Raw genomic sequence first — 14,945 nt, 5'->3', positions numbered from 1 at the left:
CCTTAAGAGCTTGGGGGAGTTTGAGGACGAGGCGCGGAGCGCCGAAACGGGGGCGCCCCCCGCGGGGCTGAAGCTGCCGGGCTGTCGATCGGGCCGGAGGAGGCTCGGGCGGGGGGGTGGGAGAGAGCCTGTCCGGCGATTGAGGACCAGGCGCGGAGCGCCGAGCAGCGGGTCAGCAGGGGCGTTTGCGGAGGTTCATGACGTAGTCGTGGGGCGCCCCGGCCGACTCCGCGGCGTCGGCGAGCTCGCCGAGGTAGCGGGCGGAGGGCAACCCGCCCTCGTACCCGTTGAGGACGTACACCCAGGCCGCCTCCTCACCCTCGAGGGTGTGCACCCGGATCCGCATGCGCCGGTAGATGTCGAGCCCGACCCCCTCCCACCGGTCCATGGAGTCCTCGTCCATGGGGGCGATGTCGTACAGCGCCACGAACACCTGCGAGCGCGGCGCCTCGACGATCGTCGCGAGCGCGCCCTCCCAGCCCATGTGCTCGCCGCCGAACGTCAGCCGCCAGTCGTTGAGCCAGCCCGTCGCGCGCAGCGGCGAGTGCGGGGCGCGGCGCGTCATGAGCCGCGGGTCGAGATTGCCGGCGTACGCGGCGTAGAGCGACATGCCGTCGAGGGTACGGCAGCCGCACGGCACCCTCCTGTCGCACTGGAGGCCGCACTGGAGGCCCCCCGTGGCACACGGGACGCGGCGGTGCGGGACAATGGCGTATGTGACTCGGATCGTGATCATTGGCGGCGGACCCGGCGGATATGAGGCGGCCCTGGTGGCCGCCCAGCTCGGCGCGGAGGTGACCGTCGTCGACTGCGACGGTCTGGGCGGGGCGTCGGTGCTCACCGACTGCGTACCGTCGAAGACCCTGATCGCGACGGCCGAGGTGATGACGACCTTCGACTCCTCGTACGAGGAGCTGGGCATCATCGTCGAGGACGACACGCCGCACATCGACCAGGCGGCCCGGGTCGTGGGCGTGGACCTCGGCAAGGTCAACCGGCGTGTGAAGCGGCTCGCGCTCGCGCAGTCGCACGACATCACGGCGTCCGTGACGCGTGCGGGCGCCCGGGTCATGCGCGGCCGCGGCCGTCTTGAGGGCCAGCAGGCCATGGACGGCTCCCGCAAGGTCGTCGTGCGCGCCGCCGACGGCTCCGAGGAGACCCTGACCGCCGACGCCGTCCTCATCGCCACCGGCGGCCACCCGCGCGAGCTCCCGGACGCCCAGCCCGACGGCGAGCGGATCCTGAACTGGACGCAGGTGTACGACCTCGACGAGCTGCCCGAGGAGCTCATCGTGGTCGGGTCGGGTGTGACGGGCGCCGAGTTCGCCGGTGCCTACCAGGCGCTCGGCTCCCGGGTCACGCTGGTGTCCTCGCGCGACCGCGTGCTGCCGGGCGAGGACCCGGACGCCGCTGCCGTCCTGGAGGACGTCTTCCGCCGCCGCGGCATGAACGTCATGGGGCGGACCCGCGCCGCCTCCGCCAAGCGCGTCGGCGACCGCGTCGAGGTCACCCTCGCCGACGGCCGCGTCATCTCCGGATCGCACTGCCTGATGGCCGTCGGCGCCATCCCGAACAGCGACGGGATGGGCCTGGAGGAGGCCGGGGTCAAGGTCAAGGAGTCCGGGCACATCTGGACCGACCGGGTCTCCAGGACCTCCGCCCCCGGCGTGTACGCCGCCGGTGACGTCACCGGCATCTTCGCCCTCGCCTCGGTCGCCGCCATGCAGGGCCGCATCGCGATGTACCACTTCCTGGGCGACGCGGTCACCCCGCTGAACCTGAAGACCGTCTCGTCGAACGTCTTCACCGACCCGGAGATCGCGACCGTCGGCTACAGCCAGGCCGACGTCGACGCCGGAAAGATCGACGCCCGCGTCGTCAAGCTGCCGCTGCTCCGCAACCCGCGCGCGAAGATGCAGGGCATCCGCGACGGCTTCGTAAAGATCTTCTGCCGTCCGGGTACGGGAATCGTGGTCGGCGGAGTCGTCGTCTCGCCCCGCGCCTCGGAACTGATCCACCCCATCTCGATCGCGGTCGACAACAATCTGACGGTGGAGCAGATCGCTAACGCCTTCACCGTGTACCCATCGCTTTCGGGCTCGATCGCCGAAGTCGCGCGGCAGTTGCACACGCGTAAGGTCGCCGGGGAGGCCTGATCCCGACCGTTCGGTCAGCGGGCGCCGATCGGGCGATGTGATCGTCCGGTCGGCCGGAATCAACTCTCCGCAGGTCACAGCCTGTTGCCGCCCATTCGTACGGCATAGGCGGGGAGAGTAACCCCTATACCACTTCCACCCCTCCTGTGCGAACAACTTCTGTAATTCGGCGCAAACTGCTGAAAGCAGACGGTCGTTGGGGTTACTGTCAGTTTCGTGTTCGCTGCAGAACGTCGCCAATTGATCCTCGAAATGGTGCGGGCCAACGGAGCGGTGTCGCTCCGTGAGCTCGCCCGCGTCGTCCAGACCTCCGAAGTGACCGTACGGCGGGACGTGCGCGCGCTGGAGGCAGAAGGACTCCTCGACCGCCGGCATGGCGGTGCGGTATTGCCGGGCGGATTCACGCGGGAGTCCGGCTTTCCGCAGAAATCACATCTCGCGTCCGCCGAGAAGACGGCCATCGCCGATCTCGCGGCGGGTCTCGTCGAAGAGGGCGAAGCCATCGTCGTCGGGGCGGGTACGACCACGCAGGAGCTGGCCCGCCGGCTCGCGCGGGTGCCCGGCCTGACCGTCGTCACCAACTCCCTGTTGGTGGCACAGGCCCTCGCCCACGCCAACCGGGTGGAAGTCGTCATGACCGGCGGCACCCTGCGCGGCTCGAACTACGCGCTGGTGGGCAGCGGCGCCGAGCAGTCCCTCCAGGGGCTCAGGGTGTCGCGGGCGTTCCTGTCGGGCAGCGGCCTGACCGCCGAACGCGGCCTGTCCACGTCCAACATGCTGTCGGCGAGCGTGGACCGCGCGCTCGTGCAGGCCGCCGCGGAGGTGGTGGTCCTCGCCGACCACACCAAGCTCGGCACCGACACCATGTTCCAGACCGTGCCGACGGACGTCATCACGCGTCTGGTCACGGACGAGCCGCCCGCGCACGACGACCGCGCGGCGACCGAGTTGCAGGCACTGGCTGACCAGGGCGTGCAGATCGCGGTCGCCGGAGCGTCGACGGGCCCCGGCCAGGCCCCCGGAGTTGACTCCGTCCCAGCCGGTCGGCAGGCGCGCAGGGACGTGCCGTTGCCCGGTCAGCGGCGGGGGCACGGGGGCCATGGCGCGGGGCCCGGCGCCGGGCCGCAGTTGCGCAGCGCGTCCGTACTCGGCGAGCAGCCCCCCGGGGAACGGGGAGCGCGCGTCGCTGACTTGCGGCGTCGCTAGGGTCGGCCGGCCCCTGGGCCCAGGGCAGGGCGGGGTCGACCCGCGCTTGCTCTCGGCCCAGGGCGCCCTCAGATCGGCGCTGCGCGCCTCGTCCCTCTCCCCCAAGTCTTGAGGAGCAGAGGGAGGACCCCTACGACGGGCTCGTAGTGGCTCGTCCGGCGGGCTCTGCCTTGAGGCCGCGCAGCGTCAGCGTCAGGAGGCGGTCCGCCAACTCCGGGTCGTCCGGGGACTCCTCCGCCGCCAGCGCGATCGCGTTCGTCAGCTGGAGCAGATCGTCGATCGACACGCCCTCGCGCACCGCGCCCGACGACTGGGCGCGCTCCAGGAGCTTGGTGCCCGCCTCCCGCATCGGGCGACTGCACCGCGCGAGCGCGGAACTGTCGTCCCGTGAGGCCGACATGAGGGCGTGGGCGAGGCCGCGGTACTCACCCGCATGAGTGATGATCGCCCGGAGCCACTCCACCAGGGCCGTGCAGGGCTGGGGGGCTTCCAGGAGGTCGCGGGAGCGGGTCAACAGGTCGCTGACCGCGTCCTCGAAGACGGCGCTCAGGAGGGCGTGGCGGGTGGGGAAGTGGCGGTACAGGGTGCCGATGCCCACGCCCGCACGGCGGGCCACGTCCTCCAAGGAGGTGTCCGTGCCGTGTTCCGCGAACGCGGTGCGGGCCTCGCTCAGGAGCCGGTGGTGGTTGCGGCGGGCGTCGGCGCGCATGGGTCTCCTCGCGGGGGCGCCCCAGTCCCGCCCCTTCACCGAAACTGGGGCTCCGCCCCAGACCCCGCTCCTCAATCGCCGGAGGGGCTATAACTTTCGCCGGTGCGGCAAGGTTTTAGCCCGTCCGGCGATTGAGGACGAGGCGCGGAGCGCCGATACGGGGGTCCAGGGGGCGGAGCCCCCGGTTTCGGGAAGGGGCGGGATTGGGGAAGGTTCAGTCCTTGATCTCGCAGATCGCGGCGCCCGACGTCAGCGACGCCCCGACCTCCGCCTGCAGGCCCTTGACCGTACCGGAGCGGTGGGCGTTGAGGGGCTGTTCCATCTTCATGGCCTCCAGCACCACGATGAGGTCGCCCTCCTTGACCTCCTGGCCCTCCTCGACGGCGACCTTGACGATCGTGCCCTGCATGGGCGAGGCGAGGGTGTCGCCGGACGCCGCGGGGCCGGACTTCTTGGTCGCGCGGCGCTTCGGCTTGGCGCCCGCCGAGAGGCCCGTCCGCGCGAGGGACATGCCCATGCCGGCCGGCAGGGAGACCTCCAGGCGCTTGCCGCCGACCTCGACGACGATCGTCTCGCGGTCGCCGTCCTCCTCGTCGGCGTCGCCGCCCACGGGGGCGAACGGCGCGATGTCGTTGACGAACTCGGTCTCGATCCACCGCGTGAAGACCGTGAACGGCGCGTCGGAGCCGGTCAGTTCGGGCGCGAACGCCGGGTCGGCGACTACCTTGCGGTGGAACGGGATGGCGGTGGCCATGCCCTCGACCTCGAACTCGGCCAGGGCGCGCGCGGCCCGCTCCAGGGCCTCCTTGCGCGTACGGCCGGTGACGATCAGCTTGGCGAGCAGCGAGTCCCAGGCCGGGCCGATGACCGAGCCGGACTCGACACCCGCGTCCAGGCGGACACCAGGACCGGACGGGGCCTCGAACTTGGTGACGGTGCCGGGCGCGGGCAGGAAGCCCCGGCCCGGGTCCTCGCCGTTGATGCGGAACTCGAAGGAGTGACCGCGCAACGCCGGGTCGTCGTAGCCCAGTTCCTCGCCGTCGGCGATGCGGAACATCTCGCGGACCAGGTCGATCCCGGCGACCTCCTCGGTGACCGGGTGCTCCACCTGGAGGCGGGTGTTGACCTCCAGGAAGGAGATCGTGCCGTCGGCGCCGACCAGGAACTCCACGGTGCCCGCGCCGACGTAGCCGGCCTCCTTCAGGATCGCCTTCGAGGAGCTGTACAGCTCCTCCAGCTGGGCGTCCGAGAGGAACGGGGCCGGGGCCTCCTCCACCAGCTTCTGGTGGCGGCGCTGCAGCGAGCAGTCACGGGTGGAGACGACGACCACGTTGCCGTGCTTGTCGGCCAGGCACTGGGTCTCCACGTGCCGCGGCTTGTCCAGGTAGCGCTCCACGAAGCACTCGCCGCGACCGAAGGCCGCGACGGCCTCGCGCACCGCGGAGTCGTACAGCTCCGGCACCTCTTCGAGAGTGCGGGCGACCTTCAGGCCGCGGCCGCCGCCGCCGAACGCCGCCTTGATGGCGATCGGCAGGCCGTGCTCCTCGGCGAAGGCGACGACCTCGTCGGAGCCGGAGACCGGGTCCGGCGTGCCCGCGACCAGCGGGGCGCCCGCGCGCTGCGCGATGTGCCGGGCGGCGACCTTGTCGCCCAGGTCCCGGATCGCCTGCGGCGGCGGGCCGATCCAGGTCAGACCGGCGTCCAGGACGGCCTGGGCGAACTCCGCGTTCTCGGAGAGGAAGCCGTAGCCCGGGTGGACCGCGTCCGCCCCGGAGTCCTTGGCCGCGGCGAGCACCTTCGCCATGTCCAGGTAGCTGGTGGCCGGAGTGTCACCGCCAAGAGCGAACGCCTCGTCAGCGGCCCGCACATGCAGTGCGTCCCGGTCGGGGTCCGCGTAGACGGCAACGCTCGCGATCCCGGCATCCCGGCACGCCCGGGCGACCCGGACAGCGATTTCGCCACGGTTGGCGATGAGCACCTTGCGCACGATGGCTCCCTCCTTGAAACAAGCCGAGTTTAGGGACTGCCGACACGGCCTTACGACCCGTCCCCAATGGTGAGCTTGCCCACACGGAGCGTGATCCGAGGCCCTGTCGATCCCCGAAATCCCTTGTCGCACCGTGGTACGCAGGGTCCTTTCCCGGCAGCGTAGCCCTCCGGTGTGGTCAAGGTCTCTGTGAGGCAGCGCTGCGGCGCGAGGTCATTCTTTGTGGAGTCCCTACGAATGGCCCAAGGATTCTTTGCCCGCGGTACGGGCCTTGTCCCACGGTTTACCCGTTAGTAGCGTGCCGATGTCTCAACGTACTAGCGGTAACAGCGGTAGGCAGAGAGTGGGTGGGCGCCGTGGCGCGCAGGCCGGTGGCGTGGGTGGGCGCGGTCGCGCTCTGGGCCGAGGCGGTCGGGATCGTCCTCCTCAACTGGTTCCTCGGGCTCGTCGTCGACAAGCAGGAGATGTCCATGGGCGGGCTCGACCCGCACGCGATGAGCGTGGGCGCCTGGGTCGCGGGCGGCCTCTTCGGGCTCTACCTCGCGCTGTGCGGCCTCGTCCTCGCCCGCACCGCCGCCACCGACCGCGCGCCGGGACGCTTCGGCAAGATCCTGCTGATCAGCGCCGCCGTGACGCACGGTCTGCTCGGCGCGTTCGCGGTCGGTCTGGTGGGCTGGCTCGCGTTCGTCCTCATGATGGCCGTGCTCGGCCTCATCGTGCTGCCGCTGGTGGCGTACGACAGGAGGGACGCCACGGGGGTGGACGGCGCCCCGCAGGCCGCCTGAGCGCCCCGCAGGCGCCCTCGTGCGCCTCTAGGGCGTGTCCTAGACGCGCCCTAGTCCGCCCACAACTCCGTGATCCCGACGCCCAGTTCCCCGAGCAGGCGCCGCAGCATCGGCAGGGACAGGCCGATGACGTTGCCGTGGTCGCCCTCGATGCCGTCGATGAACGGCGCCGAGCGGCCGTCGAGCGTGAACGCGCCCGCCACGTGCAGCGGTTCGCCGCTGGCCACGTACGCGGCGATCTCCGCGTCGGACGGCTTGCCGAAGCGGACCACCGTGGACGCGGTCGCCGCCACGTGCTCGCCCGAGAGCGTGTCGTACACGCAGTGTCCGGTCTGCAGCACGCCCGCGCGGCCCCGCATGTCCTGCCAGCGCGCGGTGGCCTCCGTGGCGTCCGCGGGCTTGCCGAGCGCCCGGCCGTCCAGCTCGAGGACCGAGTCGCAGCCGATGACGAGGGCGCCCTTGACCTCCGGGCGGGCCGCGACCACCGACGCCTTCGCCTCGGCGAGGGCCTTGGCCAGCTCGGCGGGGGTCGGTGCGGTCACCGCGTCCTCGTCGACGCCGCTGACGACGACCTCGGGTGCGAGGCCCGCCTGGCGCAGCAGGCCGAGCCGGGCCGGGGACTGGGAGGCGAGGACGAGACGGCGGGGTTGATCGCTCATGCGGTCAGCCTAGCGAGCGCCGACCGGCGGTTCAGATCACGCCCAGGACGAGCATCGCGACGACCATCGCGAGGGCGAGCAGGACACCCGCACGGCGCATCTTCGCCTGCATGTCCCGCATGTCCTTGGGCGGGTCGTTCTCCGGGTCGGACCACAGCATGGCTCCGATGGTGCGACCGCGCCGCGCCGCGCGCCTGAGTACGCGTACTCAAGTTGCCGTGCTTCGCGCCCCCACTCCGTTCACCCGTACAACCCCCGGGTGCCGCCCGGTGTCAACCAGCCGAGGGTTTCCAGGGAACGGAGCGAACCGATATGCGCAAGATGCGCAGAAGTGTCCTGACCGCGGTGGCGACGGTCGTGACGGCCACCGCGGGCCTGCTGGTCCCGCTGTCGGGCACGGCCGCCGCGGCCCCCGTGGGACCCGCCGCCCCCAAGGCCGCCGACTTCAACGGCGACGGCTACGGAGACGTCGTGCTCGCCACCCCCAAGGCCACCGTGAACGGCGTCAAGAAGGCCGGGCACATCGCCGTCCTGTACGGCACCGCGCGGGGCGTCGAGGGCGGCCGCAAGGCGCTGATCAGCCAGGCCTCCGCGAAGGTGCCGGGCACCCCGGAGACCGGCGACCGGTTCGGCGGGGCGTACGACACCGGGGACCTCGACGGCGACGGCTACACCGACCTGGTCGTCGGCGTCCCCGGCGAGAACGGCAACGCCGGGCTCATGACCGTCCTGTGGGGCGGCCGGGGCGGGCTGGACAACGGCGGCCTGAGCACGGCGACGCCGCACCCCGACCTCGACCTGTACTACGGCGAGTCCGTGGCCGTCGGCGACTTCGACGGCGACGGCAGGCAGCAGCTCGCCACGCACTCGTACTACGGCGCCGTCAGCATGTCCGGCGACGGCTTCACCCGCACCAGCGCGCCCGAGCAGCGGCGGCTGCCCATGGGCGACGGCGACGGCTTCCGGGTCGTCGAGCGCCTGGACGCCGGTGACTACGACGGGGACGGCGACGACGACCTGCTCGCCTCCGGCATCGAGAACATGGAGGGCGACGAGCTGAACGGCTGGTTCGGCCACTGGTCCGGTGGCCGCGACGGCATGACGTTCACCGACCAGCCTGCCGCGCTGCCCCCGACCCGCACCGGCCTGAAGGGCTCCGGCGACATCGACAAGGACGGCTACGCCGACGTCGTCGTCACCGACTTCAACCTCGGCGAGGGCGGCGGCGTGGGCGTCTACTACGGCGGCCCCGCGGGCCCGGGCACCGGCGGCAAGACCGTCCTCGACCAGGACAGCCCCGGAGTGCCGGGCAAGGACGAGGGAGCCGACGAGTTCGGCGCGAGCGCCGCGGTCGGCGACGTCGACGGCGACGGCTACGCGGACGTCGCGGTCGGTGCGCCCGCCGAGGACGTGGAAGGGCGGGTCGCGACCGGCGCCGTCACGCTCCTCAAGGGCTCCGCGTCCGGCCTCACCGGCGCGGGCGCGCAGGCCCTGAACCAGGGCACCGCGGGCGTGCCCGGCGCCGCGGAGGACGACGACCGCTTCGGCTCCGCCGTCCGCGTGCAGGACACCGACGGCGACGGCCGGGCCGAGGTCGTCGTCGCGGCGGCCGGCGAGGACGTGTTCGCCGGGGCGCGCTGGTCCGACGGCTCGGACTGGGTGCTGCGCGGGTCGGCGGCCGGGGTCACGACGACCGGGGCGTACGCGCTCAGCGAGAAGGCGTTCGGCCTCACCTATCAGAACAAGAGCTTCGGGTCGGTGCTCGGGAGCTGATCCGGAGGCCGGACCGTGGGGCGCGCGGACGGATCGCGCGCCCCACGGACGCCTCGGGTCACTCAGCCCGGGCACACACCTCGGCTCACCCCGGCCAGTACGTGCGGCTCCACGCCGCCGCGCCCGGTGCGGGCATCCGCTCCCGGGCCACCCGCGCCGGGTCCGCCCAGGCGGCCGGGACCGGGGGCGCGCCGGACGGCGCCTGCGCTGCCGCCGCGGCGCGCGCCTGGACCACCGCCAGGGCGGCGGCCAGCTCCTCAGGGGTGGGATTGCCCCGTACGACCTTGATCACAGTGGCTCCCTTCGGGGACGAAGCGGACGGCGCGGGCTACAGCGGGATGTTGCCGTGCTTCTTCGGAGGCAGGGATTCCCGCTTCGTACGCAGCTGACGCAGGCCCCGTACGAGGTGCGAGCGGGTCTCGGACGGCAGGATCACGGCGTCGATGTAGCCGCGCTCGGCCGCCGTGTACGGGTTCAGGAGCGCGTCCTCGTACTCCTGGATCAGGCGGGCCCGGGTGGCCTCCTGGTCCTCGGGGTCCGCCGCCGCGATCGTGCGGCGGTGCAGGATGTTCACCGCGCCCTGCGCGCCCATCACCGCGATCTGCGCCGTCGGCCAGGCCAGGTTCAGGTCGGCGCCCAGGTGCTTGGAGCCCATCACGTCGTACGCCCCGCCGAACGCCTTGCGCGTGATGACGGTGATGAGGGGGACCGTGGCCTCGGCGTAGGCGTAGATGAGCTTGGCGCCGCGGCGGATGATGCCCGTGTGCTCCTGGTCGACGCCCGGCAGGAAGCCCGGCACGTCCACGAAGGTGATCACGGGCACGTTGAACGCGTCGCAGGTGCGCACGAACCGCGCCGCCTTCTCGGACGCGTCGATGTCCAGGCAGCCCGCGAACTGCATCGGCTGGTTGGCGACCAGGCCCACCGGGTGGCCCTCGACGCGGCCGAAGCCCGTGATGATGTTCGGCGCGAACAGCGGCTGCGTCTCGAAGAACTCGGCGTCGTCCAGGACGTGTTCGAGGACCGTGTGCATGTCGTACGGCTGGTTCGCGCTGTCCGGCACGAGCGTGTCCAGCTCGCGGTCCTCGTCGGACGGTTCGAGGTCGGCCTCCTCCGGGAAGGCCGGGGGCTCGGTCAGGTTGTTCGACGGCAGGTACGAGAGCAGCGACTTGACGTACTCGATGGCGTCCTTCTCGTCGCCCGCCATGTGGTGCGCCACGCCGGAGGTCGCGTTGTGCGTGCGGGCGCCGCCCAGCTCCTCGAAGCCGACGTCCTCGCCGGTGACCGTCTTGATGACGTCCGGGCCCGTGATGAACATGTGCGAGGTCTGGTCGACCATGACCGTGAAGTCCGTGATCGCGGGGGAGTACACCGCGCCGCCCGCGCACGGGCCGACCACCAGGCTGATCTGCGGGATCACCCCCGACGCGTGGGTGTTCCTGCGGAAGATCTCCCCGTACATCCCGAGCGCCATCACGCCCTCCTGGATGCGGGCGCCGCCCGAGTCGTTGATGCCGACCACCGGACAGCCCGTCTTCAGCGCGAAGTCCATGACCTTCACGATCTTCTGGCCGAAGACCTCGCCGAGCGCGCCGCCGAACACGGTGAAGTCCTGCGAGAACACCGCCACCGGGCGGCCGTCCACCGTGCCGTACCCGGTCACCACCCCGTCGCCGTACGGCCGGTTGGCCTCCAGGCCGAAGTTCGTGGAGCGGTGCCTGGCGAACTCGTCGAGCTCGACGAACGAGCCCTCGTCCAGAAGCAGTTCGACCCGCTCGCGCGCCGTCAGCTTCCCCTTCGCGTGCTGCTTCTCGACCGCCCGCGCGGAACCCGCGTGCTTCGCCTCGTCGATGCGGCGCCGCAGATCGGCGAGCTTGCCGGCCGTCGTGTGGATGTCGATCTCAGTGTCGGGCGTGTCGGCCTTGTTGGGCTCTTGCGGCTCGGACATCGGGTCGCGGCTCCCTGCCTGCTCAATGGGGACTGGGGCGGGTGACGGCGTGCGCTGGTGGCACGCGGTGCCAGCTGGCTACTGCCCCGTAGCGTATCGGCGCGCATACGCCTGTGCAGTGCGGCGTTTACCACACCTAGGGTGGCTTGCATGACGCCGCCGAATGACTCAGACAACCCCCCGAACCGCTGGTCCGACCTGGACCGGCCGCCCCTCTCCGCCGCCTCGCTGCGCCGCGCCCTCGTCCGCGAGGGCGGCCTGTGGACCTCCCTCGACGTCGTCGCCGCCACCGGCTCCACCAACACCGACCTCGCCGCCCGCGCCGACGAACTGCCCGAGGGCGCGATCCTCGTCGCCGAGGAGCAGAGCGCGGGGCGCGGCCGCCTCGACCGGCGCTGGAGCGCGCCCCCGCGCTCCGGCCTCTTCTTCTCCGTCCTGCTCAAGCCGGACGACGTGCCGGTGGAGCGATGGGGGTGGCTGCCGCTGCTCACCGGCGTCGCCGTCGCCGCGGGCATCGCCCGCGCCGCCGGGGTCGACACCGCCCTGAAGTGGCCCAACGACCTCCTGGTCACGGTCGAAGGCGAGGAGCGCAAGGCAGGCGGCATCCTCGCGGAGCGCGCCGGGTCCGTCGGCGGCGGGATCGTCGTCGGCATCGGCGTCAACGTCTCCCTGCGCGCCGACGAACTGCCCGTGCCCGGCGCCGGGTCCCTCGCCCTCGCCGGGGCGGCGGGCACCGACCGCGATCCGGTGCTGCGGGCCGTGCTGCGTGAGCTGGAGCGCTGGTACGGGGACTGGCGGGCGGCGGGCGGCGACCCGGCGCCGTCCCGGCTGCAGGAGGCGTACGCGGCCGGGTGCGCCACGCTCGGCCGCCGGGTCCGGGCCGAACTGCCCGGCGGGCGTGACGTCACGGGCGAGGCCGTGGCCGTGGACGGCGACGGGCGTCTCGTCCTCGCCACCGAGGACGGGGTGCGGGAGCCGGTGGGGGCCGGGGACGTGGTGCACCTGCGGCCCGCGGGGGAGGGCTGAGGAGGGCCCCGGCGCCCCCGTTCGCGGCTTCGTGCGGGCGCCCCGCGGACATCGGGCGACCCGGCACGCCGGAGTCGGGAGTGAGCTGCGGCACACCTGCCGTAAAGTTGGCGCCGGTCGATATCTGACCACGGCAGATCGGAAGGGCAGCAGGCGTGACCGTCGACGACACCGGCTCCGGCCAGGGCACACCCCCCGGCCCCGACGGTGACCCCCGCCCGGCGGAATCGGCGTACCCGGAACGCGACGCGGGCGACGCGGCCGACGACCCCCCACCGGCCGACGAGAAGCCGGACGAACCGGACTTCTCCGGGAGCGGGGCCGACAGCGGCGCGAACGGCCTGAACGGGGCCGGCGGCGGCTTGAACGGGGCGGGTGCCCTGGACAGGGCGGGCGGCCTCGACGGCGCCGGGGGCCTGGACGGCGCGGGCGGCCTCGACGGTGCGGCCGGTGCGGACGGCGCCGACAAGGACCCGCTCGCGCTCCGCCTCGAACAGCTCATCCTCGGCGCCGACCGCCGCTACACCCCCTTCCAGGCGGCCCGCAGCGCCGGTGTCTCCATGGAGCTGGCCTCGCGCTTCTGGCGGGCCATGGGCTTCCCCGACATCGGCCAGGCCAAGGCCCTGACCGAGGCCGACGTGCTCGCGCTGCGGCGGCTCGCGGGTCTGGTGGAGGCGGGGCTGCTCAGCGAGGCCATGGCCGTGCAGGTGGCGCGCTCCACCGGGCAGACCACCGCCCGCCTGGCCGAATGGCAGATCGACTCCTTCCTGGAGGGCCTGACGGAGCCCCCGGAGCCGGGCATGACCCGCACCGAGGTCACGTACCCCCTGGTGGAACTGCTCCTGCCGGAGCTTGAGGAGTTCCTCGTGTACGTGTGGCGGCGCCAGCTCGCCGCCGCCACCGGGCGGGTCGTGCAGGCCGCCGACGACGAGGAGATGGTCGACCGGCGGCTCGCCGTCGGGTTCGCCGACCTCGTCGGCTTCACGCGGCTCACCCGGCGCATGGAGGAAGAGGAACTGGGCGAGCTGGTCGAGGCGTTCGAGACCACGGCCGCCGACCTGGTCGCCGCGCACGGCGGGCGGCTCATCAAGACCCTCGGCGACGAGGTCCTGTACGCCGCCGACGACGCGGGCACCGCCGCGGAGATCGCGCTGCGGCTCATCGAGACCATGGCCAACGACGAGACCATGCCCGAGCTGCGCGTCGGCATCGCCTTCGGCACCGTCACCACGCGCATGGGCGACGTCTTCGGCACCACCGTGAACCTCGCGTCCCGGCTCACCTCGATAGCGCCCCGCGACGCCGTGCTCGTCGACGGCGCGCTCGCCGAGGAGCTGGTGCGCACCGGCGACGCGCCCGCCTCCGAGACCGAGGCCGCCGCCCTCGCCGAGAAGGCCGAGAAGGAGGGCGAGGAGCCGCCCGGCTACCGCTTCGCCCTGCAGCCCATGTGGCAGCGGCCGGTCCGTGGGCTCGGCATCGTCGAGCCCTGGCTGCTCGCGCGCCGGGGCTGACCCGCCGGGGCCGACCGCTGGCCTGCCGGCACCGACCGCCGGGCCGCTGCCGCCGACCCGCTGTGGCTGACCCGTGCGCCGGGCCGGGTACCCAACGGGCGCGGTGGCTGACATGATCGCCGGGTAACGATCGTTAACCGTCAGATGGAGGGGTCATGGGCGAGCGTCGGTTCGGGGAGTTCGTGGAGGTCCGGCGGCACGGGTACGTGGCCGAGCTCGCGCTGGACCGGCCGAAGGCCATGAACGCCGTGTCCAGCGCCATGGCCCGGTCGATCGGCGAGGCCTGCGCGGCGCTCGCCGCCGACCCGGACGCGCGGGTCGTCGTCCTCACCTCCACCCATGAGCGCGCCTTCTGCGTCGGCGCCGACCTCAAGGAGCGGAACTCCTTCTCCGACGCCGAGTTGGTGCGCCAGCGGCCCGTCGCCCGCGCCGCCTACACCGGCGTCCTCGACCTGCCGATGCCCACCGTCGCGGCCGTCCACGGCTTCGCCCTCGGCGGCGGCTTCGAACTCGCCCTGTCCTGCGACATCATCGTCGCCGACCCCACCGCCGTGGTGGGCCTGCCCGAGGTGTCCGTCGGCGTGATCCCCGGCGGCGGCGGTACGCAGCTCCTGCCCCGGCGCGTGGGCGCCGCCCGTGCCGCCGAGCTGATCTTCTCCGCGCGGCGGGTGGAGGCCGCCGAGGCCAAGGAGTTGGGGCTCGTCGACATCGTCGCCGGGGACGGCGAGGACCGGGACGAGGCCCTCGCCCTCGCGGCCCGCATCGCCGCGAACTCGCCCGTCGGCCTGCGCGCCGCCAAGCGGGCGCTGCGCCTCGGGCACGGGCTCGACCTCCGGGCCGGCCTGGAGGTCGAGGACGCGGCCTGGCGGGCGGTGGCGTTCTCCGGGGACCGGGCGGAGGGGGTTGCCGCCTTCAACGAGAAGCGGAAGCCGGAGTGGCCCGGGTAGTCGGGCGGGGGCGCCTTGGGGGGCTCTTGGGTGCTGTTGTGCGGGGCGGCGCTGCTGCTGCCGTCCCGCCGCTGCGCGGCGGGTTTCCCCCACCCGCCCGCCCGTGACTGTGGGGCCAGTCGCACCGTCCCGGGGTGCGCCGTTGCCGGCGGGGGTGGGGTGCGGGGTGGTGCGTTGCTGCAGCCGTCCCGCCGCTGACGCGGCGGGGCTCCCACCCGCCCCCCCCGGGTCCTGAGGG

14 protein-coding genes are annotated in these 14,945 nt (G+C 72.9%); 7 read left to right on the top strand and 7 right to left on the bottom strand.

Going from position 1 to position 14,945, the window contains the following annotated elements; genetic code table 11:
• Nucleotides 1-172: 172 nt before the first annotated feature.
• The gene (locus tag OO63_RS40205) at nt 173-610 is read right to left on the bottom strand and encodes a gamma-glutamylcyclotransferase family protein (RefSeq protein WP_030363562.1); all 438 of its coding nucleotides are present in this window, start codon (nt 608-610) and stop codon (nt 173-175) included.
• Nucleotides 611-707: 97 nt separating this feature from the next.
• Between OO63_RS40205 and OO63_RS40200 the strand changes: the two genes are divergently transcribed.
• Nucleotides 708-2,156 (top strand): NAD(P)H-quinone dehydrogenase, encoded by a 1,449-nt coding sequence (locus tag OO63_RS40200; RefSeq protein WP_030363563.1) that lies wholly within the window; start codon nt 708-710, stop codon nt 2,154-2,156.
• 216 nt (nt 2,157-2,372) lie between these two features.
• A complete protein-coding gene (locus OO63_RS40195; RefSeq protein WP_078619668.1) occupies nt 2,373-3,362 on the top strand; it encodes a DeoR/GlpR family DNA-binding transcription regulator in 990 nt (329 codons plus the stop codon).
• Nucleotides 3,363-3,492: 130 nt separating this feature from the next.
• Here the strand turns inward: OO63_RS40195 and OO63_RS40190 are convergent, their stop codons facing one another.
• A complete protein-coding gene (locus tag OO63_RS40190) occupies nt 3,493-4,071 on the bottom strand; it encodes a TetR/AcrR family transcriptional regulator (protein ID WP_030363565.1) in 579 nt (192 codons plus the stop codon).
• 214 nt (nt 4,072-4,285) lie between these two features.
• Nucleotides 4,286-6,058: an acetyl/propionyl/methylcrotonyl-CoA carboxylase subunit alpha gene (locus tag OO63_RS40185; protein ID WP_030363566.1), complete on the bottom strand. Its 1,773-nt coding sequence runs from the start codon at nt 6,056-6,058 to the stop codon at nt 4,286-4,288.
• A 356-nt stretch (nt 6,059-6,414) separates the two neighbouring features.
• Here OO63_RS40185 and OO63_RS40180 point away from each other — a divergent pair, with 356 nt between their 5' ends.
• Entirely contained in the window at nt 6,415-6,843 is a 429-nt protein-coding gene (locus tag OO63_RS40180; protein WP_234311476.1) for a hypothetical protein, read from the top strand.
• 50 nt (nt 6,844-6,893) lie between these two features.
• Here the strand turns inward: OO63_RS40180 and OO63_RS40175 are convergent, their stop codons facing one another.
• Both OO63_RS40175 and mmpB read right to left on the bottom strand, forming a co-directional pair.
• Nucleotides 6,894-7,502, bottom strand: a complete 609-nt coding sequence (locus OO63_RS40175) for a nucleoside triphosphate pyrophosphatase (RefSeq protein WP_030363568.1) — start codon at nt 7,500-7,502, stop codon at nt 6,894-6,896.
• A gap of 31 nt (nt 7,503-7,533) precedes the next feature.
• Entirely contained in the window at nt 7,534-7,662 is a 129-nt protein-coding gene (gene mmpB, locus OO63_RS47490) for a morphogenic membrane protein MmpB (RefSeq protein WP_087887828.1), read from the bottom strand.
• Nucleotides 7,663-7,814: 152 nt separating this feature from the next.
• On the opposite strand from mmpB, the gene OO63_RS40170 reads away from it, so the two are divergent.
• Entirely contained in the window at nt 7,815-9,275 is a 1,461-nt protein-coding gene (locus OO63_RS40170) for an FG-GAP-like repeat-containing protein (RefSeq protein ID WP_051811749.1), read from the top strand.
• An 85-nt stretch (nt 9,276-9,360) separates the two neighbouring features.
• Here the strand turns inward: OO63_RS40170 and OO63_RS40165 are convergent, their stop codons facing one another.
• Both OO63_RS40165 and OO63_RS40160 read right to left on the bottom strand, forming a co-directional pair.
• Entirely contained in the window at nt 9,361-9,567 is a 207-nt protein-coding gene (locus tag OO63_RS40165; protein WP_030363570.1) for an acyl-CoA carboxylase epsilon subunit, read from the bottom strand.
• Nucleotides 9,568-9,603: 36 nt separating this feature from the next.
• Nucleotides 9,604-11,223, bottom strand: a complete 1,620-nt coding sequence (locus tag OO63_RS40160) for an acyl-CoA carboxylase subunit beta (RefSeq protein WP_030363571.1) — start codon at nt 11,221-11,223, stop codon at nt 9,604-9,606.
• Nucleotides 11,224-11,373: 150 nt separating this feature from the next.
• Between OO63_RS40160 and OO63_RS40155 the strand changes: the two genes are divergently transcribed.
• The 3 genes from OO63_RS40155 to OO63_RS40145 all read left to right on the top strand — a co-directional run bounded on the left by OO63_RS40155 (nt 11,374) and on the right by OO63_RS40145 (nt 14,707).
• Nucleotides 11,374-12,249 (top strand): biotin--[acetyl-CoA-carboxylase] ligase, encoded by an 876-nt coding sequence (locus tag OO63_RS40155; RefSeq protein ID WP_030363572.1) that lies wholly within the window; start codon nt 11,374-11,376, stop codon nt 12,247-12,249.
• A 416-nt stretch (nt 12,250-12,665) separates the two neighbouring features.
• Entirely contained in the window at nt 12,666-13,760 is a 1,095-nt protein-coding gene (locus OO63_RS40150; RefSeq protein ID WP_030363573.1) for an adenylate/guanylate cyclase domain-containing protein, read from the top strand.
• A 155-nt stretch (nt 13,761-13,915) separates the two neighbouring features.
• Nucleotides 13,916-14,707, top strand: a complete 792-nt coding sequence (locus tag OO63_RS40145) for an enoyl-CoA hydratase/isomerase family protein (protein WP_030363574.1) — start codon at nt 13,916-13,918, stop codon at nt 14,705-14,707.
• Nucleotides 14,708-14,945 lie beyond the last annotated feature (238 nt).

The organism is Streptomyces alboflavus (assembly GCF_000716675.1).
GTDB classification, from domain to species: Bacteria; Actinomycetota; Actinomycetes; order Streptomycetales; family Streptomycetaceae; genus Streptomyces; species Streptomyces alboflavus.
Note: the sequence above shows the minus strand (reverse complement) of the source record. Positions and strands in the feature narration are given on the sequence as shown.

Coding starts and splice junctions, on each gene's coding strand:
- OO63_RS40205 (WP_030363562.1), bottom strand. CDS start 610: ATGTCGCTCTACGCCGCGTACGCCGGCAATCTCGACCCGCGGCTCATG.
- OO63_RS40200 (WP_030363563.1), top strand. CDS start 708: ATGGCGTATGTGACTCGGATCGTGATCATTGGCGGCGGACCCGGCGGA.
- OO63_RS40190 (WP_030363565.1), bottom strand. CDS start 4,071: ATGCGCGCCGACGCCCGCCGCAACCACCACCGGCTCCTGAGCGAGGCC.
- OO63_RS40175 (WP_030363568.1), bottom strand. CDS start 7,502: ATGAGCGATCAACCCCGCCGTCTCGTCCTCGCCTCCCAGTCCCCGGCC.
- mmpB (WP_087887828.1), bottom strand. CDS start 7,662: ATGCTGTGGTCCGACCCGGAGAACGACCCGCCCAAGGACATGCGGGAC.
- OO63_RS40170 (WP_051811749.1), top strand. CDS start 7,815: ATGCGCAAGATGCGCAGAAGTGTCCTGACCGCGGTGGCGACGGTCGTG.
- OO63_RS40160 (WP_030363571.1), bottom strand. CDS start 11,223: ATGTCCGAGCCGCAAGAGCCCAACAAGGCCGACACGCCCGACACTGAG.
- OO63_RS40155 (WP_030363572.1), top strand. CDS start 11,374: ATGACGCCGCCGAATGACTCAGACAACCCCCCGAACCGCTGGTCCGAC.
- OO63_RS40145 (WP_030363574.1), top strand. CDS start 13,916: ATGGGCGAGCGTCGGTTCGGGGAGTTCGTGGAGGTCCGGCGGCACGGG.